The sequence below is a fragment of the Tenggerimyces flavus genome (assembly GCF_016907715.1).
GTDB lineage: Bacteria > Actinomycetota > Actinomycetes > Propionibacteriales > Actinopolymorphaceae > Tenggerimyces > Tenggerimyces flavus.
Genome location: NZ_JAFBCM010000001.1, coordinates 413,305 through 435,482, shown reverse-complemented (window position 1 = coordinate 435,482; position 22,178 = coordinate 413,305). Strand labels below are relative to the sequence as shown.

Here is a 22,178-nt window from a genome sequence, read left to right as displayed (position 1 = left end):
TGTGGGCCTTCGTTTTCGCCCGATTGCTCCAGCTCTGGAGCTTCTGGCGAGCATGCGCACAACAGCACCGCTGTCGCGACGAGCGCGGCCCCGGCCCAGCCTCCACTCGATGCCATGGCCGCACAGTAGTCCAACCGTCAGCGATTTGGACGCACATACCTCTTTGTTCAACCTGGCAAGGCGAAATCATCAACGCGCGAGCGGAAGCCGAGACGTCCGACTGCGGTGCAGCGAGGCGACTCCGTTGCGGGCAACTCGAGTACCGATCCGCTCCGGCGCCGGCCGCTTCAGTCGCGACGTGATGGAAGTGACCTTCTCGTCGTCCTCGGCGGTACGAATGAGGCCGGTGCCGATCACCCACACCATGGACAACGCCGCGAACATCGTCCGGTTGTCGTTGAGGTCGCCCGACACCATCGCGTTGATGACGAAGAAGATCGCGAGCCCGGACCAGACCGCGCCGTCAGCGGTGTGCGCGGTACGGCGGATCTGCGCGAGCCCGGCGATGATGAGCACGACGAGCGCGACACCGGCGAGCCAGCCCGCGTCGGTCAGCGCCTCGATCAGGATGTTGTGCGGGTACTGCCGCCAGCCGCTGCTGTCGAGCGCGATGCCGAGCGGCAGGTTGTCGTACAAAGCGCCGAAGCCGATGCCCAACGGGTGTTCACTGATCAGCTGCAACGACGCGAGGATGAGCCGGAGGCGCGCGCCGATCGAGGCGTCCGGACCGCCTTGCAGGGTTGCCGTGATCCGTTCCGCGCCGAAGCCGGCGAACGTCGACGCCATCCACCAGCCCGCCGCCCCGACCACGGCGATCACGAGCATGCGGCGGAGCCTGCTCCGGCGGTCGACGGCACCGAGGATCGCGAGGACGCCCACCGCGGCGGTCGCCGCGACCAGCGGCCCGCGCGAGCCCGACTGCACCATCGCCGCCGCGGCCAAGGCGGCGCCGGCGAACGCGAACCAACGCCGTCGCCCGTGCGCGAACATTCCCCACGCCACCAGCACGAGCGCGGCAGCGCCGGCGATCCGGCCCATCGAGATCGTGTTCGACCCTAGCGCGGACAGCCTGCCGTACTGGGACTCGTCCGGTACGAGGAACGCCAACGCCGCGGACGCCGCACCCATGCCGACCACGGCCCCAGCCGCGATCTGGCGGCGCAGCTTGGTCTGCAGCAGGAACAACGGAGCGACCGCGGCGAGCAAGGTGATGGTCCAGAACTTCGCGACCTTTTCGGAGCCGTATTCGTTACTGGCGACGAAAATGGTCGCGGGGGCGAACATCACCCACGTGGTCACGACAAGCAAAGCTCCGCGCGGAATCCAACCAGGTTTCCGCAGTGCGACCGCGACAATGCCGAGAGTAGTGACCACCCCGGCGGCAAGCGTGAGGTCGATGGGCATCCACGCGAGCGCGGACGTGCCTTTCACATAGCCGGCGAAAAGCAACAACACAAGGGCAATGGGTACGCAGACATCACGCCACGACCATTCCCTGGGACTTCCCCGCTTCACCACCCCTCCCCCCGCCAGAACAGAAGCTAGCCAAGGGGAGGGGTGTTCGCGACGTACTTCAGAAGAAACTCACAACGGACGGTGCCGGTGCATGCGTGCAGCGTGAGAGCGTCGCATATGCGAAACCATCCGTACGCGAACAGTTAATTCAGGGCTGCCCAATCGGGCAATGTCAACGCGAAAGCGAGCGACCGATCACCACACGCTGGATCTGGTTGGTGCCTTCGAAGATCTGCAGCACCTTTGCCTCGCGCATGTACCGCTCCACCGGGTAGTCCCGCGTGTAGCCGTACCCGCCGAGCACCTGCACCGCATCCGTCGTCACCTTCATCGCCGCGTCCGTCGCCACGAGCTTCGCGATCGCCGCCTGGGTGCCGAACGGCAGGCCGGCATCACGCCGGCGGGCGGCGTCGAGGTACGTCGCGCGCGCCGACTGCACCAAAGCCGCCATGTCCGCCAGCAGGAACGACAAGCCCTGGAACTCCACGAGCGCCTTGCCGAACTGCGTCCGCGTCGAAGCGTACGAGACCGCGGTGTCAAGCGCCGCTTGCGCCAGCCCGACCGCACACGCCGAGATGCCGAGACGCCCAGAGTCCAACGCGGCAAGGGCGATCTTCATCCCGACACCCTCGTCGCCGATCAGCCGCGAAGCAGGAACGCGCACGTCGTCGAGATGCACCTGCGTCGTCGACGAGGCTGTCATACCCATCTTGTGCTCCGGCGCCCCGAACGACAGCCCCTCCAATGGCGCGTCCAGCAGGAAACAAGAGATCCCGCTCGACCGGTCCGAAGACGTCCGCGCGAACAGCGTGTAGAAGTCCGCCTCACCGCCATGGGTGATCCACGCCTTGGTGCCATTGAGCACGTACGAGGAGCCGGACAACGCAGCCCGCGTCGTCATCGCGGCTACGTCCGACCCGGCCTGCGGCTCGGACAGGCAGTACGCGCCGAGCAGGTCGCCGGCGAGCAGCCGCGACAGATGCTCCGCCTTCTGCGAGTCAGACCCGTACGTGTGCAGGGGGTAGCAGGACAGCGACTGCACCGACGTACCGACGCCGACGCTGAGCCAGCCGTACGCGATCTCCTCCAACACCTGCAGGTAGACCTCGAACGGCTGCCCGCCCCCGCCGTACTCCTCGGGGTACGGCAGCGACAGCAGCCCGGTCTTGCCGAGCAGGCTGAACACCTCTCGGGGAAAGCGTGACTCGGCTTCGGCCTCGGCGGCTCGCGGGGCGAGCTCAGCCGCGACGATCTCGCGAGTCAGGCCGATCAGCTCGTGTGCTTCGGGGGTGGGAAGCAACCGGTCGACGGGCATCGGTCCTCCGGCGTATGGGGTGGGCGCCTTCGTCAGTACTCTCCCACGCCGCGTGCGGATCCGAGCGGGGAGGATAATGCCCGGGACAGCAGCGTCAGAGGCCAGAGCTGGAGGTTCGTGCGTGTCGGTGGTGACGAACGCGATCTATGCCGATGGGGAGCGCGTCGAGCCCGACTCGCTGGACCAGACGTTCGAGCTCATCCGGGATCGCCGCGGCCTGGGCTGGATCGGGCTGTACCGGCCCGACACCGAGGAGCTGATGCAGGTCGCGAACGAGTTCGGCCTGCACGAGCTGGCGGTCGAGGACGCCGTCCACGCCCACCAGCGGCCGAAGCTCGAACGGTACGGCGACACGCTGTTCGTCGTTCTGCGGCCCGCTCGCTACGTCGACTCCACCGAGATGGTCGAGGTCGGTGAGATCCACGTCTTCCTCGGCAAGGACTTCGTCGTCACGATCCGGCACAGCGAGACACCCGGCCTGGGCCCCGTACGCGAGCGCCTCGAGGCCAACCCCAAGCTGCTCGCCCTCGGCCCCGAAGCCGTCCTGTACGCCGTCCTCGACCAGGTCGTGGACGACTACTTTCCCGTGGTCGAGGGGCTGCGGACCGACCTCGACGAGATCGAGGCGCAGGTCTTCGGGGGCGAACCGGGCGCGGAGAAGCGGATCTACTCGCTGTCCCGCGAGGTGATCGAGTTCTCCCGCGCCTGCCAACCGCTGCGGGACGTCCTCGACGCGCTGGTCGCCGGCTTCGAGAAGTACGGCGTGGAGCTGGAGCTCCAGCGGCTGCTCCGCGACGTCCAGGACCACGCGACGCGGATCGCCGACCAGGTCGCCGGCTTCCGCGAGCTGATCTCCAACGTTCTCACGCTGAACGCCGCGCTCGTCTCACAGCGCCAGAACGAGGAGATCACCGCGCTCACCCAGGCGACGTACCAGCAGACCGAGGCGACGTACGCCCAGAGCGAGGAGGTCAAGAAGATCTCCGCCTGGGCCGCGATCCTGTTCGCGCCCACGCTGATCGGCACGATCTACGGCATGAACTTCACCCACATGCCCGAGCTCAGCTGGCCGATCGGCTATCCGCTGGCGGTCGTGCTCATGCTGGTCGTCGCGGTCATCCTGCACCGGGTGTTCAAGCACCAGAAGTGGATCTGACCCGGTGCGTCGCCCGCGGCAGTAGCGGCCCCTTCGACATCGTGAGCGGGTCGGTCAACGCCTTGGTCGTGGCGACGAGCGCGAAGCTCAGGCAGACGAGCAGCGACCAAGCGCCGAACTTCGCCGGGTGCACCAGCTGCCACACGTTCACCTGGTCGGGGTAGTTCCAGGCGTCCAGGAACGTCGCGCCGTTCTCGGCGAGCCAGAGGAAGAAGCCGATCAGCACGAACGACACCGCGAGCGGCATCTTGTAGCGCCGCGGGCCGACTGTGAAGTGCACCCACGTACGCCGCGTCACGAACAACAGCAGCAGGGCGATCGGGATCCGGAAGTCCGGAAGCCAGTGGTGGGTGAAGAAGTTCGCGTAGATCAGCAGCGCGCACGCCGAGGTGAGGAGCGGACGGTAGCCGGTCACGCCGAGGTCGAACCGCCGCCAGGCTTGACAGATGTAGCTGCCGACCGCCGCGTACATGAAGCCGGCGAACAGCGGGACGCCAGCGAACTTCGTGTACGCGTCGCCCGGGTACGACCACGAGCCCACCTTGACCTTGAACAGTTCCAGGCCGAGCCCGAGCAGGTGGAAGCCCGCGATCACCAGCACCTCGCGCCAGGTTTCCAGCCCGATCAGCCAGAAGAAGAGCGTGAGAACGACGCAGAAGATCAGCAACAGGTCGTACCGCGGCAACGGCAGCGGCACGACCCGCGAGAGGGCGAGCCCGGCGAACAGGGCGGCCGGGAACAGGCAGGACAACGCCTCCATCCACCCGAACCGCAGGAGCTGAACGACACCGAACCGGAGTCCCCCCACGCCGCCACTCCCTTCGTCCACTCGCCGGGCTCTCCAGAGATTAGGACGCAGTCTGCACCCGGTCGGTGGTGAAGAGGTGGATCACTCGAGAACGACGATGGGCGCGTTCTCCCGACTGACGACCTCGATCACCAGGCTCACCGGGGGCGGGACGCGGTCGATCGCGTCTCGCAACGGGCCCGGCGAGGTGGCGGCCGCGCGGAGCCGAAGCCGCGCTTCTTCCATCGTCAGTCCGTCTGCGGGTCCCGCTGTCACCCGGATCTCGCCTCGGTCGGCACCCGGATCGCCCGACAGGCCACGGACCAGCTCATCCGGTATCGCGTAGAACACGCGCTGCATGGCCTCGACGATGTCGGGTTCGCTCCACCCCATCCGGTCCCGGATGTGCACGGGGACGGGCAATCTGGCCGCGGCCATCCTCGTCGCGACGTCCGCTGGAGCGTCGCCCTTGAACGAGATGCGGGCGAGCCCGTCCTGCGATGCCGCTTCGGAATAGGAGCCGGGGTACGCGTAGCTCAGATCGCTGGCGACCTGGCCGAACGCACCGCGCCAGCCCCACTTGGCGACTGCCTCGTCGAGCGACATCCCCCTCGACTCCGCGAGGGTGCCGAGGTCCTGGAGCTCGTCGGCTGAGGGGGTCTGCGGGCTGTCGGTCGTGGCCGGGACGATCGTGGTACGCGGCTCGTACGACTCCGTTGCCCGCTTGACGAAAGCCACCGTCGAAGGCGGAGACGCCGACGCCGCGGTGGCGAGCACCAGCACGCCCGCCACGACTCCCACCGCGGTCCGGATAGTTCGTCGCATCGTCTTCCCCCGAGTCCAGCTCAGCCCTTGCGGCTGCCGGTGAGCTGCCAGCTCACCTTCTGGTTCGCGCCCGCTCCGGCGATCGTGAACGTGCCGTTCGCGAGCTCGTTCTGTACATGCAGGTTCGGTGCCGCGACGCTGAGAGGTGTCAGCTGGTACCGGAAGTTCTCGTTGAGCGCCGGGAACCACTCCGGCACCTCGACGGTCGCCACTCCGGCTGGTGTCGCGGTCGCCACGCCGTCGACCACGCTACGCCGTTCGGTGCCTTCGAGCGAGTGCAGGATGAGGAAACGATTGGGGTCCGTCGGGTCGGTCGTCCGGGTCGTGATGCTCCAGCAGGTGACGTCGCCCTCGAAGATCGCGTGCCCGGTCGCGTCGATCGCGTAGCCGTTGTAGAACGTCGGCTCCTCGGGGTCCTGCACGACCGCGGTCGCGCTCAGCCGCAGCGCGGTCGGGACCTCGGCCGCGTCGAGCGTGAATGCGTTGATCTCGGCGCCGACCGTACGGTCACGCACGTCGATCGACAGCGCAGTCCCCGCACCGCGGGCGCGGATGGTGACCTTGCCGTTCGCGTTCAACGCGGTGGCGAGGCCGTTCTCGGCGTCGACGCGGACGGCCTCGGTGAACGGGCCCAGCTCGCCGGGCCGGGACGAGCGGACGAGCAGCGCGGGCTTGGTGGCGTCGGTGTTGTAGACGTACGCGCCGGTGTTCTTGCGTCCGTTCGCGATCAACGCGGCGCCGGTCCCGACCGCGCCGTTGTGGGTGGCGATCACGCCGGACTTGGCGGGCGCGGAGGTGGCGCCGGAGACGGCGTGGTTGCCGGCCGAGGTCGCGGCCAGGCCGTACCCGTTCCGCGCCGCTATGACCAGCCCGTGCGCGGCGCCGGACGTGGCGTGGGTGCTGCTGACCTGCAGCGATGGCACCGGCGCGGAGTTGGCGAGTGCCGTGGTGTTGGACGCCGCGTTCGCCCGGCCCGCGAGTACCGGGTCGCCGTTCGCCGCCTGCGCCGGGGTGGCGCCGAGCAGTACTGCACCCGTCGCCGAGCCGACCACCGCCGCCCCGCCTGCCAGCAGCTTTCGTCGCGATCTGACCGGTTCAGCACTCATGTGCCCACCCACCCTCGAGCGGTCCGTCCGGCTCAGCTCGCCGGGACGCCTGAGCACAGCGTGCCCGAAACTCCCTCCCAGCGCGGCGAAACCGCCTTGTCACTCGCGGAGCCGGGTGGTAGGCAGCCAGGAGTACGTCGATCGCGCACCTCGCATGACTCCCCTGACGTCCCGAGGAAGGCGAACCACCTCATGAGCCACCCGCAGCACGAAGGTCTGAGTCGGCGTCGCGTCGTCGGCGTGGCGGCTGCCGCCGTCGTCACGGCTGGTCTTCCAACGGGCACAGCCGTCGCCCACACCTCGCCCGACCTGACCCGCTGGCGTGCGCAGGCCAAGCGCGTACGGATCACCCGCGACGACTGGGGAATCGCGCACGTGGTCGGCCGGGCCGACGCCGACGCGGTCTTCGGGATGATCTACGCCCAGGCCGAGGACGACTTCAACCGGATCGAGCGGAACTACCTGATCAGTCTCGGCCGCCTCGCCGAGGCCGAGGGTGAGGCCGAGCTCTGGCGGGACCTGCGGCAGCGGTTGTACGTCGATCCCGAGGTGCTGAGGCGGAACCTCTATCGGCGCAGCCCGGCCTGGCTGCGCAAGCTGATGCAGGCTTGGGCGGACGGGCTGAACTACTTCCTCGCGACGCATCGTGACGTACGTCCGCGCGTCCTCACCCGGTTCGAACCGTGGATGGCGCTCAGCTTCACCGAAGGCAGCATCGGCGGAGACATCGAACGGGTGTCGCTCACCCAGCTCAGGGCGTTCTACGACGACGCCGCCCCGGCTGTGGCGGCCGCTGCCGACGAGCCGGACGAAGAGCCGAGGGGCTCCAACGGTATCGCGATCGCGCCGCACTACACGCGGGACGGCAAGGCGCTGTTGCTGATCAACCCGCACACCAGCTTCTTCTTCCGCTCCGAGCTGCACATGACCAGCGACGAGGGACTCGACGTCTACGGCGCGGCGACCTGGGGACAGTTCTTCATCTACCAGGGCTTCAACGAGAACGCGGGCTGGATGCACACCTCCGCTGGCGTCGACAACGTGGACGAGTTCGCGGAGACGATCGTCATCGGGTCGAACGGCAAGCTGTTCTACCGGTACGGCGACGGGCGGCGGCCGGTGTCGACGAAGACGATCACCCTGTCGTACCGGACGGCCGACGGCGGGCAGGCCAAGCGCAGCTTCACCACGTACGCCACGCACCACGGCCCGATCGTGCGCGAGCTGGACGGCAGGTGGATCGCGTTCGCCCTGATGAACAAGCCGATCGAAGCCCTGCAGCAGAGCTTCCTGCGGACCAAGGCGAAGGACTACCGCTCGTACCTCAAGGTGGCAGGGCTCAAGGCGAACAGCTCCAACAACACGTTGTACGCGGACTCCAGCGGCAACATCGCGTTCCTGATGCCGCAGTTCATGCCGATCCGCGACAACCGCTTCGACTATCTGCAGCCCGTCGACGGCAGCGATCCGGCGACCGACTGGCACGGGCTGCACAGCCTCGCGAGCATGCCGCAGGCCGTGAACCCGGACAGCGGCTGGGCGTTCAACTCCAACAACTGGCCGTGGACCTGCGCCGGCCCGGACAGCCCGGACGCCGCCGACTATCCGCGCTACTTCGACCGCGCCGGTGAGAACGAGCGGGGGCCGCACGTCGTGCAGGTGCTGTCCGCGCGGGACGACTTCACCCCAAAGGCGTTGCGCGACACGGCGTTCGACTCGTTCCTGCCCGCCTTCGCCCGGATGGTGCCGGAGCTCGCCGCCGCGTGGGACCGGCTGCCCGACGGAGACCCGCAGAAGCTGCGGCTTGCCGGGCCGATCGGCCTGCTCCGCGGCTGGGACTTCCGCTGGAGCGCGTCCTCGACGGAGACGTCGCTCGCGATCTTCTGGGGCGCGGGGCCGCATTCCACCGATGCCGAACGGCTCGCCTCTCTCGACGCGGCCGTGCAGCGGCTGACCGACGACTTCGGCAGCTGGCAGGTGCCGTGGGGCGAGATCAACCGCTTCCAGCGCAACGACGGCGCGATCGACCAGGTCTTCGACGACGCGAAGCCGAGCAGCCCGGTGCCGTTCACGTCCGCGTCCTGGGGCTCGATCGCCTCGTTCGGAGCGTCGCGGAAACCGGGAACGAAGCGCTTCTACGGCACCAGCGGCAACACGTTCGTCGCGGTCGTCGAGTTCGGCCGAAGACTGCGCGCCTGGGCCGTCCGCGAAGGCGGCGAGAGCGGGCATCCCGACTCGCCGCACTTCAAGGACCAGGTCGAACGCCACGCCAGCGGCAACCTCCGGCGCGTGTACTTCTACCCCGACGACCTCAGGGGACATGTCGAACGGAGCTACCGGCCGGGCTGGTGACCGCCCAGCGGGGTGGTGTCGAGGTACTTGACCTCGTCGACCCGTTCGCGGAACTTCCAGCCTTCGTCGGTGCGCTGGTAGCGGTCGTAGTAGACGGAGTAGTTCAGGTGCGAGCCGGCTTCGCGTAGCTCGCCGAACGTCAGGACGTACGACCGACCGGTCGCGGTATCGCCGTCGAGCTCGATCACGCCGGGATGCGGGGCTTGCAGGAGGTACGTCCAGACGTTCTCCTTGAGCTGCTCGATCCCGGCGCGGATCTCGTCGCGCCCGGTGAACGCGGCGTCGACCGCGGGCACCCGCCACACGGCGTCGGTCGTGAACAGCGAGGCCATCCGGTCGTAGTCGCCCATCATCCCGGCGTCGGTGAACTCGCTGCGGAGCGCTTCGATCTCGACGCGGTCGGCAAGGTCTTGAAAGGCTTGCATGAACTGTCTCCTCGTCACATCGGACGGAGTTGAGGTGTCATCCGTACGACACGCCACGACGGAGGGATGTGACCGATGACCGAGCCCGACCTGCTGACCGAGGGGTTCGAGGAGAACCGCCAGCGCCTGCGCGCGGTCGCGTACCGGATGCTCGGCTCGTTCGCCGAGGCCGACGACGCCGTGCAGGAGACCTGGATCCGCGCGAGCCGCGCCGGAGCGGACGGCGTCGACTCTCTCGGCGCCTGGCTCACGACGATCGTCGGCCGGGTGTGCCTGAACATGCTGAGGTCCCGCAAGGCGCGGCGCGAGAGCCTGATGGGCGTGCACCTGCCCGACCCGGTGGTCAGCCGCGACGAGGGGACGACGCCGGAGGAGGAGACGCTACTCGCCGACTCGGTCGGACTCGCGTTGCAGGTGGTGCTGGAGACGCTGACGCCGGCGGAGAGGTTGGCGTTCGTTCTGCATGACCTGTTCGACCTGCCGTTCGACGAGATCGCGCCGATGGTGGGGCGGACGCCGGCGACGGCGCGGCAGCTCGCCAGCCGGGCGCGGCGGCGCGTACGGGGCGGGGACGTCCACGTTCCCGAGCCCGATATCGCCCGCCAGCGCGAGGTTGTGACCGCGTTCTTCGACGCGGCGCATCGCGGTGACTTCGAGGGCCTCGTCGCGGCGCTGCACCCGGACGCGGTGCTGCGGGCCGACGGCGGTACGGCGCGACCGGAGGCGACGATGGTCGTCCAGGGCGCGGAGAACGTCGCGGGTCAGGCGCTGCTGTTCCACCGACCGGGTACGGAACTTCAACCGGCGTTGGTGAACGGGGCCGCCGGGGTTGTCGTGACCCAGGAGGAACGGGTGGTCGCGATCATCGGGCTCACCGTCTCCGCCGGTCGGATCGTGGAGCTCAACGTGATGGGCGACCCGGAGCGGCTCGCTCGGATCGACCTGTCCGACCTGGGCTGACGATGTCCGCGCGGAGGCGGTTGAGGGCGTCTCCGCGCGCGCCGTTCAGGGCGGGCTCGTCGGTGACGCTCGCCGCTTGGAGCGGGACGCGGCGCCGGTGGGCGTCGAACGCCTTGCCGATCGCGGGCAGGAGCGCCGGGCCCCAGTCGCCTCCGACGACGACCTTCGCCGGGTCGGCGAGGGCGACGATCGCGGCGAGGACGCCGCTGACGGCCTCGCCGATCGCTCGGTGCCACACCGTCATCCCGATCAGGCGGGCGGGGTCGATGGCCGTGGAGCCCGGCCGGCGGAGACCGAGCTGGCCGAACACCTCGATGAACGGGGTCGCGCTCCCGTCCTCGCCCACGGTGATGACGTGCGCGAGCTCGCCGGCCAGGCCGTTGCCACCCCGGCGTACCTCGCCGTCGTGGACGATCGCGCAGCCGAGTCCCTCGCCGAGGAACAGGTAGGCGAAGTCGTCGCCGGCCTCCTCCGCGCGCGCCGCCCAGTTGACGTCGTTGTCCACGACGACCGGGCCGTCGACGTATGGCGCGAGGACGTCGGCGGGGTCGAGCTCGCCGAGCAGGAACGGGGCGTCGGGCAGCTGGATCAGCCGTCCGGTGGCGCGGTCCACCGGGTCGGCGGCGCTGACGACGGCCAGGCGGGGTTCGGTGGCGACCTCCTCCACGGCAGCCCGCACGGCCGCGGCGATGTCCTCCGGCCTTGCGGGCCTGTCGAGTGCTCGGGTTGCCCGCGCGCGGGTGTCGCCGTACGCGTCCACGCACTCCGCGACCACCCCTTCGGGCGCGATGCTGACGGTCAACGCGGTGCCGGCGTTCTCGGTCAGCGCGTAGTACGAGCCGACCCTGCCGCGGCCGCGCCCGCCCTGCGTCCGTTCGCCGGTGTCGACCACCAGCCCGCGCTCGGCCAGCCGCCGGACGCTCTCGCCTGCCGTCGGCTTGGAGATGCCGATCCGCGCGGCGAGCTCGGCCCTGGTCAGGCGCCGGTGCTCCATCAGCGCGCGCAGGACGTGCTCGTCGGTGAGCGAGCTCACCAGCTCCAGCGACGGCTTCGCATGATCCACGAGATCGATTCTAGACAGGGCTCTTGACTAGGAACGGAGGCGCGCCTACCTTCCTAGTAAGGGAGCCTAACTAGAAGTGGTGATCGCGATGACGTCCGTACTGCCGACCGCCCTCCCGCACTGGGAGCAGACGCCCGACGATCTGCCCGGCGCGATCCGCGAAGTCAAGGCCGCGCTGCGGGCGCGGATCGCCGCGTCCGGCCGCAGTGTCGAGGAGGTGTTCGCGGTCGTCGAGCGCGGCATCCAGGCCGAGGTCGACGAGATCGTCGCGGCTCGTTCGCGCGGCGAGGCGATCTGGCCGGTGCTGGAGTACGCGGACCTCGAGGCGGGCACCGTCCCGGCCTCGACGCTGGCGTTGCTGCGGCGTCGCGGCTGCCTCGTAGTGCGCGGGCACTTCGAGAGCTCGCAGGCGCTGAGGTGGGACCAGGACATCGTCGAGTACGTCGAGAGCAACCAGTTCTTCGAGAACTACCGCGGCCCGGGCGACGACTTCTTCGGCTCGGTCGGGTCGAAGCCGGAGATCTATCCGCTCTACTGGTCGTCGGCGCAGATGGAGGCGCGGCAGAGCGACCGGATGGCTCGGGTGCAGTCTTTCCTCAACGGGCTATGGAAGTCCTCGTCTTCCGACGGGCAGCGGTGGTTCGATCCGGACCGCGACTCGCTGTACCCGGACCGGATCCGCCGCCGGCCTCCGGGCACGAACTCTCAGGGACTGGGGACGCATCTCGACCCGGGCACGCTCGATCTGTGGATGACCTCGGCATACCAGCAGGCGTTCCGGCATCTGTTCGACGGGACGGTCGAGGAGTACGACCCGTGGGACGCGGCGCATCGCACGAGCGGGCCGCAGTACCCGGGCAGCACGATGTGCTCGGTGTTCCGTACATTCCAGGGCTGGACGGCGCTGTCGGACATGGACCACGACCAGGGCGTGCTGCACACCGTCCCGATCGCGGGCGCGATGGCGTACCTGCTGCTGCGGCCGCTGCTGCCCGACGTGCCGGACGACGACATGTGCGGCGTGACGGTGAACCAGGTCTTCCCGGCTTCGTCTCGGTGGCACGGACCTTTGCTCGAGGCCCTGTCCGGCATTCCTTCCGTGCGGGCTGGGGATTCGGTGTGGTGGCACTGCGACATGATCCACAGCGTCGCGCCGGTGACGGACCAGCAGGGCTGGGGCAACGTGATGTACATCCCGGCCGCGCCCTGGTGCCCGCGGAACGAGCGGTACGCGCCGCTGGTGCGGTCGGCGTTCGAGAGCGGGTCGAGCCCTTCGGACTTCCCCGCGGAGCACTACGAACGTTCCTGGGCGAACCGCTTCCAGCCCGCTCGGCTCAACTCCACCGGGCGTCGCGGGCTCGGGCTCGACTAGGTCAGCTTGCTGAGCGCTCGGCTGAGGAACGCGTCGCGCCGGATCGTCAGCTCAGGTTCGTCCAGCTGGGTGCGGGTGTTCAGTGCGGCGGTCGCGTCCCAGTAGGCGACGTCCTCCGCCGGGCGACCGGCCTCGCTTTCCCAGCCCGCTTGAACGTGCGCTGGCGCGTCCGGTCCGTACGTGAGCGCGACCTGCTTGCGAAGCTCGCTGACGTCGACGCCGGGTTGGCCGACGCCGGCGGTCTTCCAGTCGATCAGCGCGACGCAGCGTTCGCCGTCGATCATGACGTTGCCGGGCCAGACGTCGCCGTGCAGGAAGACGGTCTCTCCTGAGGGCGCGGCGATGCCTTGGATGATCTCGTCTGCCTTTTGTAGTAAGGGCGTTGTCGGCATCAGACCTTGTCGCCGGTCTCGGGCGAAGTCGTCGACGGCGATGGGTCGAGGTCTGTACGGAAGCTGCTGCTGCGGCGCTCTCGTATGCGCATGGATGCGGGCCAGCGCGGCGCCCGCGTCGCGGAGCAAGGCAGGCGACGCGTTCTGTGGCCATCGCGTCGAGCCTTCGGCGATGGTCTCGAGCGTCACGTGGAGCTCGTTCAGCTCGCTGGCCAACAGCCTCGGGGCCGGCAACCCGTACTCCTCCGCCGCCAGCAGTGCGGCGGCGCCGGTGGCGACCATCGACACGCCGATGCGGTCGGTCACGGATCGGAGGACGGCGTTCCCTTTGCTCGTCCGGACGAGCCATGGAGCGGCATCGTCATGGAGAGCTTGCACAGATAGCACGTCGCCGAAATCCTCGGCGACCCAGCGCATCATCGGCGCCGTCGGTTTACCCTGCCCGCACTGGAAGAGGATCGCAGCCAACGGGCAGGGAGTCAACCGTTCTGCCGGCGGGTGAGCAGGCCGAGGATCGTGGTCTCGGTCTGGCGGCGCAGGCTCGGTGCGAAGTCGACGACGGCGTGGGCCAGGTGCGGATCGGTGCGGTAGAGCTCGGCCACGGCGGCCGTGGGGTGGCTGATCTGCCACAGGGTTGAGGCGAACGCGTTCGCCGCCGAGATCAGTGCTCTTGCGTCGGCCTTGGTGAGTTTCGGAAGTGCCGTGGTGACGGCGCGTTCGAACCGGTCGATCTGGCGGAACGCGGACGCCTTGAACTCGCGTACGGCCTCGACGGAGACGCCACGCTCGAGGTTCATCGGGGCGTGGGCGAGGAGGTCGCAGAACAGCGGGCGCTTGGCGAGCGTGCCCGCGATCGCCTTTGCCACCTTGGCCGGGTTGCCGTTGGCCTGGTAAATCGCGGGGACGCAGGCGTCCATCCACTCCGTCCAGCCCTCGGTGAGGAGCTCGAGGAAGACGGCCTCGCGGGTCTCGAAGTAGCGGAGGACGCCGGACTTGTGGACGCCGACCTCGTTCGCGATGTCGGTCATCGTGACCGCGCGTACACCGTGCGCCGCCGCGAGGTCGCGCGCGGCAGCAAGCATCTCGTCGCGGCGTTGTTGCTTGTGCTCGACGCTCCGCGCGCGCTGGAAGGCCGGTGTCTGCATGGTCACACTTTACGCAACGCCGTTGCCTTGTGTTGCGCAACTCTGTTGCGTTAACTTGGTTGGCATGTCTATCTGGTTTGTCACTGGAGCATCCCGCGGCCTCGGCCGCGCCCTCACAGCCGCAGCTCTCGAGGCCGGCCACGACGTCGTGGCGACGGCCCGCACGCCGGCGCAGCTGGACTCGCTCGCCGTTCTGTACCCGAACTCCCTGCGCACGTTGGCATTGGACGTCACCGACCCGGCGGCAGTCTCGGCGGCGATCGCCACAACGCTGTCGTGGCACGGGCGCGTGGACGTGGTGGTCAATAACGCGGGCTACGCCAACATCGCGCCGGTCGAGACCATGGACCCGGCCGACTTCCGGGCGCAGCTCGAGGCGAACTTCTTCGGCACAGTGTCGGTAACCCGCGCCGTGCTGCCGACCATGCGAGCCCAGCGCTCGGGCCACGTCCTGCAGATCTCCTCCATCGGCGGCCGCGCCGGTGCGCCGGGAGTTTCGGCTTACCAGGCAGCGAAGTGGGCCGTGGAGGGCTTCTCCGAAGCCCTGGCCGCCGAGGTGGCGCCGTTCGGCGTGAAGCTGACCATCGTCGAGCCGGGCGCGATGCGTACGGACTGGGCCGGCTCCTCGATGCGGATCGACCCGCTGCCGGCGGAGTACGAGGCGACAGTCGGCCAACTCGCCGCCCACCTCCGCCGAGTCAACGGCCGAGAGCCAATCGACCCTCAGCTCGCCGCCCGCGCGATCGTGCACCTGACCACAGCAGACAACCCACCCCTGCGGTTGCTGATCGGCACCGACGCAGCCGACATAGCCGCCGTCGTGGCCACCCGCCGCGCCACCGAAGACGCCGCCTGGGATTCGGTAGCCCGCTCCGTCGACTTCCCCGACGCGTCGCACTCCGACTGGCAACAAGTCGACTCCCTGGCGGAGAACTACCGCCGCTAGGGCTCAGCTCCTACCGCTCCAGGACGTCCATGCCATTGGAGTCCGACGCGCTCGGTACGAGCAGCTGGTGCCGTCTGTTGCGGCGGATGGTCAGCGCCCCGGTGAAGGCGAGGCAGGTGATGACGATTCCGCCACCGGCACCTGCGGCAACGTGGACCGGATCCCATCCGGGCGGTGTCTCGGCAGCGAGGTCGTCGGGCGGGCAGAGCGGCAGATACTCCTGTAGATGGGCGTTGAGGGGCTCGTCGCCGATGCACTTGGTGGAATGGGTGAATCGCGACTCCGGATCGTACGGCCTCGCGGCCGCTGGCGCGGCGAGGGCGATGGTGGTCACGCCGAAGACAGCGAGGCCGCTCGCGATGTTGATGCTGGTAACACGATTCATGACCTTCTCCTGATGTGAGTGGGCCTACACCAGGAGGGTGCGAGCTAAGGGGAAGGCGACGAATCGGGATCTGCCCCTCAGATCTGAGGGTGTTACGCGGGCTCGATAGGGATCTTGATCCGCTGTGCGACGGCGGCGAGTTCGCGGCTGGACGTGGCTCCGGTCTTGCGGAGCAGGTTCGAGACGTGCACGCTGACGGTCTTCTCGCTGATGAACAGCGCACGGGCGATCTCGGCATAGGTCCGATTGACGACCAGGTGGGAAAGAACCTCCCGTTCGCGGTGAGTAAGGGAACGGAATGCTGCCGGGAGATCGATCGCTGCGACGTCAGGCTCGGAGAGGGAGATCCGGGCGAGCGCGGCGAGTTCCTCGACCAGGTGCCTGTGTGGGCCGGCGCCCAGTTCGTCTGTGAGTTTGTAGGCCGTTCGGAGGGGCACGGCAACGGCGGCCTTCCCGGCTCGTTCGTGGAGCAAGGCCTGTGCCCAGCGGTAGCGGGCGATCGCCTCGTCCCATCGCAGTCCGGCGGAGGCGCAGCGGTGAGTGGCTTCCTCCCACAGCTCCGACGTGTTCGGTTGTGCCCAGCACCTTGCTGTCTCGGCGACGTACAGCGTTTTGAACGCTGGTTGGATCAGATTCTCGGCCGTGAGGGTAGCGAACGGAGGAGGCAGCAGCTTCCGTCGCAGTTCGTCGACGCTGTCCAGGAGCTGCCGAGCATGCGACACACGGTGAAGGTCGCGTAGGTCCCGCGCATGCTCGGCCAGGTCGGCAGCCGAACGTGCGCTGAGTACCAGCATTTCGTCGGCAATGCGCGGGTCAACGATCTGGACCTCCATCGTCCGCGCGAGCAGGTCAAGCGCATCGGCCGGGCGACCTTCGGCGATCAGGATCTCTGCCAGCGTGGGCGGTGCCATCTGCGACGGGCGGGTCTCGAGGTCCGGGATCAGCTCGTACGCCCTGCGCCGATGCAGCCGAGCCGCGGCGAGGTCGCCCTGCCGGGTCGCGAGCAGAGCCGCGGCCAGACGGACGTTTGCCGCGGAATACGGAACTCGCGCCAGGGCCAGTCCCTGCCGGATCTCCTGCTCGGCTTCGGCATGCTGGCCGATGACGAGCCGTATCCGGGCGAGATCGCCAAAGTAGAGGGCGGCGACGTTCGTCGCACCTGCGTCGAGCGCTTCGCTCAGCGCCGCCACGTCGTCGGGAATCGCCTCCGAGAGTCGACCGTGCCAGTTGAGCCATACCTTTCGGGCCCACCCAGCGCCCCACACACCTCTCGGATCGCCAAAGAGCCGGGCATGACGCATAGCTTCGACGGAGTCGTGGCCGGCACGATCTTCGAACTGGTACGCGTAGGCCGCAACGGTGTACCCGCGCATCAAGGCCCGATGTGACCCGGCCCGATGGGCGGCTTCGATGGCTTCATCGGCGTACTGTCGCGCGGCTTCCATCTCATCGACCCAGAAGTAGGTCCCGCTGAGGTCGGCGAGGGCTTGCGCATATTGGGGGCTGTCAGGGTATGGCGTGGCGAGCTCGAGGGCACGCCGGACTGCCTCGACGTCTTCGCCTTCGGCACGACGTCCGGTGGTGTACTCAGATTCCGCCACACATCTCAGGATCCAACTCGCGCGTAGCGGATCCCTGTGTTCGTCGACCAGCTCGAGCGATCGGGTCATCGCCGCCAGGGCCTCGTCGCCATCATCGGCCAGCCAATTCACGGTGGCGAGCCGGTCGAGCAGGTCCAGCTCGCCGTCAGTCTCCTCGGCCGGCCACAGGCGGAGGGCGCGACGGAGGTGGACGGCCTCCTCAGACAGCGCCTTGAGTCCCTTGGCCAGGTCGACGGCTCGCAGCGACACCTCCAGACTCGCGGCCGGGTCGTGGGCGCCCTCGTAGTGGCGCGCAAGATCGCCGACGCGACGCAATTCCTCAACCCCCGTGCCCATCCGGTGCTCCAAAGTCGCGGCCCAAGCCGCGTGGACCGGGACTGCCTCGCCGGGCACGAAGGATGCCTCCAGCACCTCCGCCAGCAGCGGATGCCGGAACCAGCACGTCTCGGCGTCGGAAGCCACGCAGATCCCGTTCTGTGTCGACTCGACCAACGCCGCGGTCACGACGTCGAACGCGATGCCTCGTGTCGCGGCGACCTCGACCAGGACGTCTGCTGTCGCGGGACGCCCGCCGATCGCCAGCAGCCGCATCACCTCCCGTGACGGCACCGACAACCGATGCCACGCGGCCAGTAGCGCGTCGGTCAACTCGTCCGGCAGATCGGTGGGAAGCTCTTCGTCGGCCGCCGTCAGGCCATGGACGAGCAGCTCGCTGAGATACGGGTTGCCGTCGGCGAGCCGCGTGACCTCGGCAAGCAGGTGCGGCTCAGATCGACCGCCGAGCAGAAGCGTCACCTGCCCCTCGGTCTCGTTCGGACTCATCCGATCCAGCCGGAGCGTGGAGACAGAGGGTAGACGCACGAGGTCGGCCAGCCAGACGTGCAGCGGATCTCCGGGCGCGAGTTCCTCGTCGCGGTAGGTCGCCAAGATCGCGAGGCGCTGACTGCGGAACCCCGCGACCAGGTAGGTGAGAGCATCGCGCGTGGCCGAGTCCGCCCACTGCACGTCATCGACAACGAGCACCACAGGCCGGAGTGAGGCGATCGCCTGGATCAACCCATCGACCACCGGCATCAGCCGAACCATGCTCCGCTCGGGGTGCCCGCCCAACGATGGCAGGAGCTCGGAGGTGGCCGGAACAGCGGCGAGGACGTCCGCGCGTTCGGAAGGCTCGGCCGCTTCCAGCCAACCCTCGAGGCCGCCGATCAATGCGACGTAAGGGGCGTCCGCCGCGCCGAACCGCATGCACCGCGCCCACAGAATCTCCGCGCCGTTCGACGTCGCTTTGTCGCAAACCACCCGTACCAGGCAGGTCTTGCCGACACCGGCCTCGCCGCGCACAAACACCCCGCCCGGCCGCCCCGCCTCAGCGGCATTGATCACCGCCGCGAGAACCCTGCGTTCCGCCTCGCGCCCGGCGAACTCCGTCTGCCGCGCAGCCACACCAGCAGTCTGCGCCGAAGTTGCCTAACCCGTCGGGCGATCCGCGCTATTCGCAGCGAACGTGCAGATGGCCGTCGAGGGGGTAGGCGGGTGGCATGGCAGGGAGGGTCTTGTCGAACGTGTAGCCGGTCTTCTCGGCGACCCGGCAGGAGGCGACGTTGTCGACCTGGTGCAGGAGTTCCAGCCGTTCCAACCTGAACGTGTCGAACGCCCAGCTGGTGAGTGTCTCCAGAGCGCGGGAGGCGATACCGCGTCCTCGTGCGTGGGGGAGCGTCCAGTATCCGACCGCGGCGGCCGGGGTGTCGGCCGCGAGGTCCTTGACGACGACGTTGCCCACCACCTGTAGGGAGCTCTCGAGCACGGCGAAGGCGAACCGGTGTCCAGCCGCCCAAGCCTGCTGCTGCACGTCGAGCCATCGCATCCAGGCGGCGGGACTGTCCGGCCAGGAACTGGTCCAGCGAACCAGAGCAGGGTCCCGGGGCAGCCCGACCAGCGCCGCAAGGTCATCCGGCCCCCACGGGCGAAGCACGAGCGCGGAACCGCCCCGCGCCGCTGTTGCCTCGAGGATCACGGAGTTCACGGCTCCCATGGTGGACCAGCAAGCACACGGACCGACTGACGCGTCGAACTGACTCCTGAAGCAGCGCCGGAACGTCACCGCGCTGCGGACGATCGGCCGGGAACATCCGCGGTGTGGACCGACTCGAAGGGGTGAGACGACTTCGAGGAGCCGCGCGATGACGCCGATCAGACCCAGCGACCTGATCGAGCAGCTTGCCGATGAGTGTGCCGAGATCGACTTGGTGCCGCTCAGGGATGGCCGGTTGTTCGTGCATTCGGACCAGGCTGTCGCGGGCGAGTTGCGCCGTGTCGCCGGCGAGCTGGCCGAGGTGGTCACCCAGGCGGCGCATCGTTGGGGGATCACGGTGGAGGAGTTCCCGGTAGTGACCTTGCGGTCGCAACCGGCGTGGTTCGACGGCCGACGCGGGCTGGTGCTCCAGATCGCCTCCGCCCTTTATGCGCAAAGCCCATGGGATGCGACGGCGCTGCTCGATTTGCCAGCGGCGATCCGAGTACTGGTTGTGGACCTTCGGATCATCGAGTCGCTTGACGATGGCCAGGGGGACGTCGCGGCGCCGGGTGAGTTCGTGCTCACCGGTCAGCAGGTGTGCACGATGATCGACGTCGTCGGTCGGTTCGCCGCAGCCGCGGCTGTAAACCCGGCCGCGGCCCCGACAGCCGGGGGGCGTTGATGGGCTGGACACTGTCGATCGACTTCGGCACCACGAACACGGCCGCGGCTTACGCCCTGGATGGGCAGCCGCCGCGCCCGGTTCGGCTGTCGAGCGCCGCGGACACGATCCCGTCCGCCGTTCTGGCGGGTCCCACCGGCCTGCTGGTCGGCGTCGAGGCCATCCGGTCGCGCCGGCTGCGACCGGAGTGCTTCGTCGAGTCCCCCAAGTTGGCGGTCGGGCAAGACGCGATGATGCTCGGGGACAACGAGATCCCGGTGACCACGCTGGTCGCGAGAGTGCTCGGCCATGTCGTACGGACGGCCGCCCGCTATGCCGGCAGCGACGTGCCGCAACGGGTCGTGCTCACGCATCCGCAGGACTGGGCGACGCCTCGACGCGAAGCGTTGCTGGCAGCCTGGGCGGCCACCGGAGTCGCGGTCGACGACGTTCGCCTGGTCTCCGAACCGATAGCCGCCGCCAGTTGGCTGGCAACCGAGACCAACCTGGCCGACGGGGCGACGATCGGCGTGCTCGACTACGGCGGCGGAACGTGCGACGTCGCCGTACTTCGCCGTGCCGAGTCGAACGACCAGCCCTGGGCCGTACTCGCGCACGGTGGACGCGGTGATGTCGGTGGTGCGGCCATCGATCTGATCCTGCTGCGTTGGGTCCGCGAGACTTTGGAACGACTGGGCAACAGCGAGGTCGCCGAGGCCCTGGACGCGGATCTCGCTGCCCTGCGCACGGTGCAGGACGAGGTACGGCTGGCCAAAGAGGCCCTCAGCGAGTGGTCGGACGCGGCGATCCCCATCGCGGTCGGACCACACTCCTGCTCACTCTCGATCACTGCCGAGGAGTTCGACCGGCTGATCGAGGACGAGGTGAGCAAGGCGCATCACCTGACCGAACGTGTCCTGCGCGACGCCGGAGTCGCTGCGAACGATTTGGAGGCTCTGTACCTCACGGGCGGGTCCTCACACCTGCGCGCCGTTCATGCCTCGTTGGCCGAGCTCCTAGGGGGACGTCCCGCGACGCTCGGCGATCCGAAACTCGTCGTCGCACTGGGCGCCCACGAAGCCGCGACGGCCGGACTGGTCAGGGCGTTGCCTCCCGGCATCTCCGCTGGCGCCGCCCGGCTCCTGACCGCACAGCCTTCCTTGCTCGCGGCGGTCGAGAGCCTGCCCAACGGCCCTCACCTGCTCGATGATCGCGCCGTGCTCACGGCCGTGCTCGGCGTACCCGGGCTCCTCGAGGAGATCGTCGAACGCCCGGCGAGACTCGCCGAGCTAGGCAGCGGCGCGAACGGTGAGTTGTTCGTCGTACCCGAGGCCGAGGACACCGCCCTGCTGCCCGTCCGAATCTTCTTCGCCGACTCGCTCGCCTGGAGTCAAGCCTTGAACGTCGCCACCTGGCGAAAGTCTTTCGTCGAGTGGGAGACCGGTGGGCTCTTCTGGGCGGCTAACGTCACGGTGGCTTGGGACAAGCTCGCCCAGGACGGCCGTCGTACCGCACTTGCCGACCCGACGTGGACCGCCGGCAACTCCGAGGAATGGCCGGACTGGCTGAACACTGACGTGGACGAGGGCTCGGTCTGGATCGCATCGAGGGAACGCGAAGCACCTGCACAGCCGGCGTCCGTTGAAGCGAACGACCCCCCAGTGGGATTCCCGCGGCCCTTCCACTCGACGCCGCAGCAGGAGGCGGTGCTGTCCTGGCTCGAACAGCTGGACGCCTTCGAGGACGACAGGCGATTCCGGCGCAAGCTCAGCGAGGCAAGAACCTACTTGGCCTCACACGGCACCGTGCTGGTGCGAGTCGTGAACGGAAAGGTCGGCGGCACTTCTGCGGATCTCTTCGGAGAGATCTTCCTGTCAGTCGGCCCGATCGCTCAGTTCGCTCTTGTCCTCGTTGCCTCCAAGAGATTGCTGGTGCTCACTCCGGACGTCGTGACCGCTGTCAGGTCCAAGTTCCGGGTCTACTGGAAGGACCCGGTCGCCTCGTTCCCGCGCCGCGCGATCGTCCAAACCACGCAGAGACCTGGCGCCACGGATCCGCCATCGGCGGCGGAGGTGCACCTGATCATGAGCTCAGAACCCGACCTGGCTGGACTGCTGCGACGCCGCCTCGGTCGTTGACCGGAACAGAGAGGACATCT

At 68.6% G+C, this 22,178-nt stretch carries 19 protein-coding genes; 7 read left to right on the top strand and 12 right to left on the bottom strand.

The features are described from left to right. Positions 1-189: 189 nt before the first annotated feature. Positions 190-1,299, bottom strand: a complete 1,110-nt coding sequence (locus JOD67_RS02215) for an O-antigen ligase family protein (protein WP_205114429.1) — start codon at positions 1,297-1,299, stop codon at positions 190-192. Between the two features lie 388 nt (positions 1,300-1,687). Next, on the bottom strand, positions 1,688-2,830 hold the full coding sequence (locus JOD67_RS02210; protein WP_205114426.1) for an acyl-CoA dehydrogenase family protein: 1,143 nt from the start codon (positions 2,828-2,830) through the stop codon (positions 1,688-1,690). Between the two features lie 121 nt (positions 2,831-2,951). Here JOD67_RS02210 and JOD67_RS02205 point away from each other — a divergent pair, with 121 nt between their 5' ends. Continuing rightward, on the top strand, positions 2,952-3,986 hold the full coding sequence (locus JOD67_RS02205) for a magnesium and cobalt transport protein CorA (RefSeq protein WP_205114424.1): 1,035 nt from the start codon (positions 2,952-2,954) through the stop codon (positions 3,984-3,986). Here JOD67_RS02205 and JOD67_RS02200 read toward each other — a convergent pair. The 3 genes from JOD67_RS02200 to JOD67_RS02190 form a co-directional block, all read right to left on the bottom strand. Further along, positions 3,964-4,794: a DUF817 domain-containing protein gene (locus tag JOD67_RS02200; RefSeq protein ID WP_307782243.1), complete on the bottom strand. Its 831-nt coding sequence runs from the start codon at positions 4,792-4,794 to the stop codon at positions 3,964-3,966. The two genes, JOD67_RS02205 and JOD67_RS02200, sit on opposite strands and share 23 nt — an antisense overlap. An 81-nt stretch (positions 4,795-4,875) precedes the next feature. Beyond that, positions 4,876-5,598, bottom strand: coding sequence for a hypothetical protein (locus tag JOD67_RS02195; RefSeq protein ID WP_205114421.1), 723 nt, complete (start codon positions 5,596-5,598; stop codon positions 4,876-4,878). A 20-nt stretch (positions 5,599-5,618) separates the two neighbouring features. Continuing rightward, entirely contained in the window at positions 5,619-6,704 is a 1,086-nt protein-coding gene (locus JOD67_RS02190; RefSeq protein WP_205114419.1) for a hypothetical protein, read from the bottom strand. 192 nt (positions 6,705-6,896) lie between these two features. Between JOD67_RS02190 and JOD67_RS02185 the strand changes: the two genes are divergently transcribed. Further along, complete coding sequence (locus JOD67_RS02185) at positions 6,897-9,056, top strand: penicillin acylase family protein (protein ID WP_205114417.1); 2,160 nt, start codon at positions 6,897-6,899, stop codon at positions 9,054-9,056. On the opposite strand, the gene JOD67_RS02180 is transcribed toward JOD67_RS02185, so the two are convergent. Beyond that, positions 9,038-9,481: a nuclear transport factor 2 family protein gene (locus JOD67_RS02180; RefSeq protein WP_205114415.1), complete on the bottom strand. Its 444-nt coding sequence runs from the start codon at positions 9,479-9,481 to the stop codon at positions 9,038-9,040. The two genes, JOD67_RS02185 and JOD67_RS02180, sit on opposite strands and share 19 nt — an antisense overlap. Positions 9,482-9,556: 75 nt before the next feature. Between JOD67_RS02180 and sigJ the strand changes: the two genes are divergently transcribed. Beyond that, the gene (gene sigJ, locus JOD67_RS02175; protein WP_205114414.1) at positions 9,557-10,441 is read left to right on the top strand and encodes an RNA polymerase sigma factor SigJ; all 885 of its coding nucleotides are present in this window, start codon (positions 9,557-9,559) and stop codon (positions 10,439-10,441) included. Here the strand turns inward: sigJ and JOD67_RS02170 are convergent. Next, entirely contained in the window at positions 10,383-11,504 is a 1,122-nt protein-coding gene (locus JOD67_RS02170) for an ROK family transcriptional regulator (RefSeq protein ID WP_205114412.1), read from the bottom strand. The two genes, sigJ and JOD67_RS02170, sit on opposite strands and share 59 nt — an antisense overlap. A gap of 88 nt (positions 11,505-11,592) precedes the next feature. Here JOD67_RS02170 and JOD67_RS02165 point away from each other — a divergent pair, with 88 nt between their 5' ends. Beyond that, a complete protein-coding gene (locus tag JOD67_RS02165; protein ID WP_205114410.1) occupies positions 11,593-12,876 on the top strand; it encodes a DUF1479 domain-containing protein in 1,284 nt (427 codons plus the stop codon). Here JOD67_RS02165 and JOD67_RS02160 read toward each other — a convergent pair. Continuing rightward, complete coding sequence (locus JOD67_RS02160) at positions 12,873-13,685, bottom strand: phosphotransferase (RefSeq protein WP_239553693.1); 813 nt, start codon at positions 13,683-13,685, stop codon at positions 12,873-12,875. The two genes, JOD67_RS02165 and JOD67_RS02160, sit on opposite strands and share 4 nt — an antisense overlap. Before the next feature lie 62 nt (positions 13,686-13,747). Further along, positions 13,748-14,413 (bottom strand): TetR/AcrR family transcriptional regulator, encoded by a 666-nt coding sequence (locus JOD67_RS02155; protein WP_205114408.1) that lies wholly within the window; start codon positions 14,411-14,413, stop codon positions 13,748-13,750. Positions 14,414-14,477: 64 nt separating this feature from the next. Between JOD67_RS02155 and JOD67_RS02150 the strand changes: the two genes are divergently transcribed. After that, positions 14,478-15,359: an SDR family NAD(P)-dependent oxidoreductase gene (locus JOD67_RS02150; RefSeq protein ID WP_205114406.1), complete on the top strand. Its 882-nt coding sequence runs from the start codon at positions 14,478-14,480 to the stop codon at positions 15,357-15,359. Between the two features lie 10 nt (positions 15,360-15,369). On the opposite strand, the gene JOD67_RS02145 is transcribed toward JOD67_RS02150, so the two are convergent. The 3 genes from JOD67_RS02145 to JOD67_RS02135 form a co-directional block, all read right to left on the bottom strand. After that, a complete protein-coding gene (locus JOD67_RS02145) occupies positions 15,370-15,744 on the bottom strand; it encodes a hypothetical protein (protein ID WP_205114404.1) in 375 nt (124 codons plus the stop codon). 92 nt (positions 15,745-15,836) lie between these two features. Next, positions 15,837-18,788, bottom strand: a complete 2,952-nt coding sequence (locus tag JOD67_RS41640) for a helix-turn-helix transcriptional regulator (RefSeq protein WP_205114402.1) — start codon at positions 18,786-18,788, stop codon at positions 15,837-15,839. A gap of 46 nt (positions 18,789-18,834) precedes the next feature. Next, positions 18,835-19,377 carry a GNAT family N-acetyltransferase gene (locus JOD67_RS02135; RefSeq protein WP_205114400.1) on the bottom strand — a complete coding sequence of 181 codons (543 nt, stop codon included), beginning with the start codon at positions 19,375-19,377 and terminating at the stop codon, positions 18,835-18,837. Positions 19,378-19,525: 148 nt separating this feature from the next. Between JOD67_RS02135 and JOD67_RS02130 the strand changes: the two genes are divergently transcribed. Next, positions 19,526-20,041 carry a hypothetical protein gene (locus tag JOD67_RS02130; RefSeq protein WP_205114398.1) on the top strand — a complete coding sequence of 172 codons (516 nt, stop codon included), beginning with the start codon at positions 19,526-19,528 and terminating at the stop codon, positions 20,039-20,041. Further along, positions 20,041-22,158, top strand: a complete 2,118-nt coding sequence (locus JOD67_RS02125; RefSeq protein ID WP_205114396.1) for an Hsp70 family protein — start codon at positions 20,041-20,043, stop codon at positions 22,156-22,158. Before JOD67_RS02130 ends, JOD67_RS02125 begins: the two co-directional genes overlap by 1 nt. The last annotated feature ends 20 nt before the right edge of the window (positions 22,159-22,178 follow it).

Bases quoted from the DNA above. Each gene is read 5' to 3' on its own strand.
- JOD67_RS02165 (WP_205114410.1), top strand. From the start codon at position 11,593: ATGACGTCCGTACTGCCGACCGCCCTCCCGCACTGGGAGCAGACGCCC.
- JOD67_RS02145 (WP_205114404.1), bottom strand. From the start codon at position 15,744: ATGAATCGTGTTACCAGCATCAACATCGCGAGCGGCCTCGCTGTCTTC.
- JOD67_RS02160 (WP_239553693.1), bottom strand. From the start codon at position 13,685: ATGCGCTGGGTCGCCGAGGATTTCGGCGACGTGCTATCTGTGCAAGCT.
- JOD67_RS02150 (WP_205114406.1), top strand. From the start codon at position 14,478: ATGTCTATCTGGTTTGTCACTGGAGCATCCCGCGGCCTCGGCCGCGCC.
- JOD67_RS02155 (WP_205114408.1), bottom strand. From the start codon at position 14,413: ATGCAGACACCGGCCTTCCAGCGCGCGCGGAGCGTCGAGCACAAGCAA.
- JOD67_RS02135 (WP_205114400.1), bottom strand. From the start codon at position 19,377: ATGGGAGCCGTGAACTCCGTGATCCTCGAGGCAACAGCGGCGCGGGGC.
- JOD67_RS02130 (WP_205114398.1), top strand. From the start codon at position 19,526: ATGACGCCGATCAGACCCAGCGACCTGATCGAGCAGCTTGCCGATGAG.
- JOD67_RS02180 (WP_205114415.1), bottom strand. From the start codon at position 9,481: ATGCAAGCCTTTCAAGACCTTGCCGACCGCGTCGAGATCGAAGCGCTC.
- JOD67_RS02190 (WP_205114419.1), bottom strand. From the start codon at position 6,704: ATGAGTGCTGAACCGGTCAGATCGCGACGAAAGCTGCTGGCAGGCGGG.
- JOD67_RS02195 (WP_205114421.1), bottom strand. From the start codon at position 5,598: ATGCGACGAACTATCCGGACCGCGGTGGGAGTCGTGGCGGGCGTGCTG.
- JOD67_RS02125 (WP_205114396.1), top strand. From the start codon at position 20,041: ATGGGCTGGACACTGTCGATCGACTTCGGCACCACGAACACGGCCGCG.
- JOD67_RS02185 (WP_205114417.1), top strand. From the start codon at position 6,897: ATGAGCCACCCGCAGCACGAAGGTCTGAGTCGGCGTCGCGTCGTCGGC.
- sigJ (WP_205114414.1), top strand. From the start codon at position 9,557: ATGACCGAGCCCGACCTGCTGACCGAGGGGTTCGAGGAGAACCGCCAG.
- JOD67_RS02210 (WP_205114426.1), bottom strand. From the start codon at position 2,830: ATGCCCGTCGACCGGTTGCTTCCCACCCCCGAAGCACACGAGCTGATC.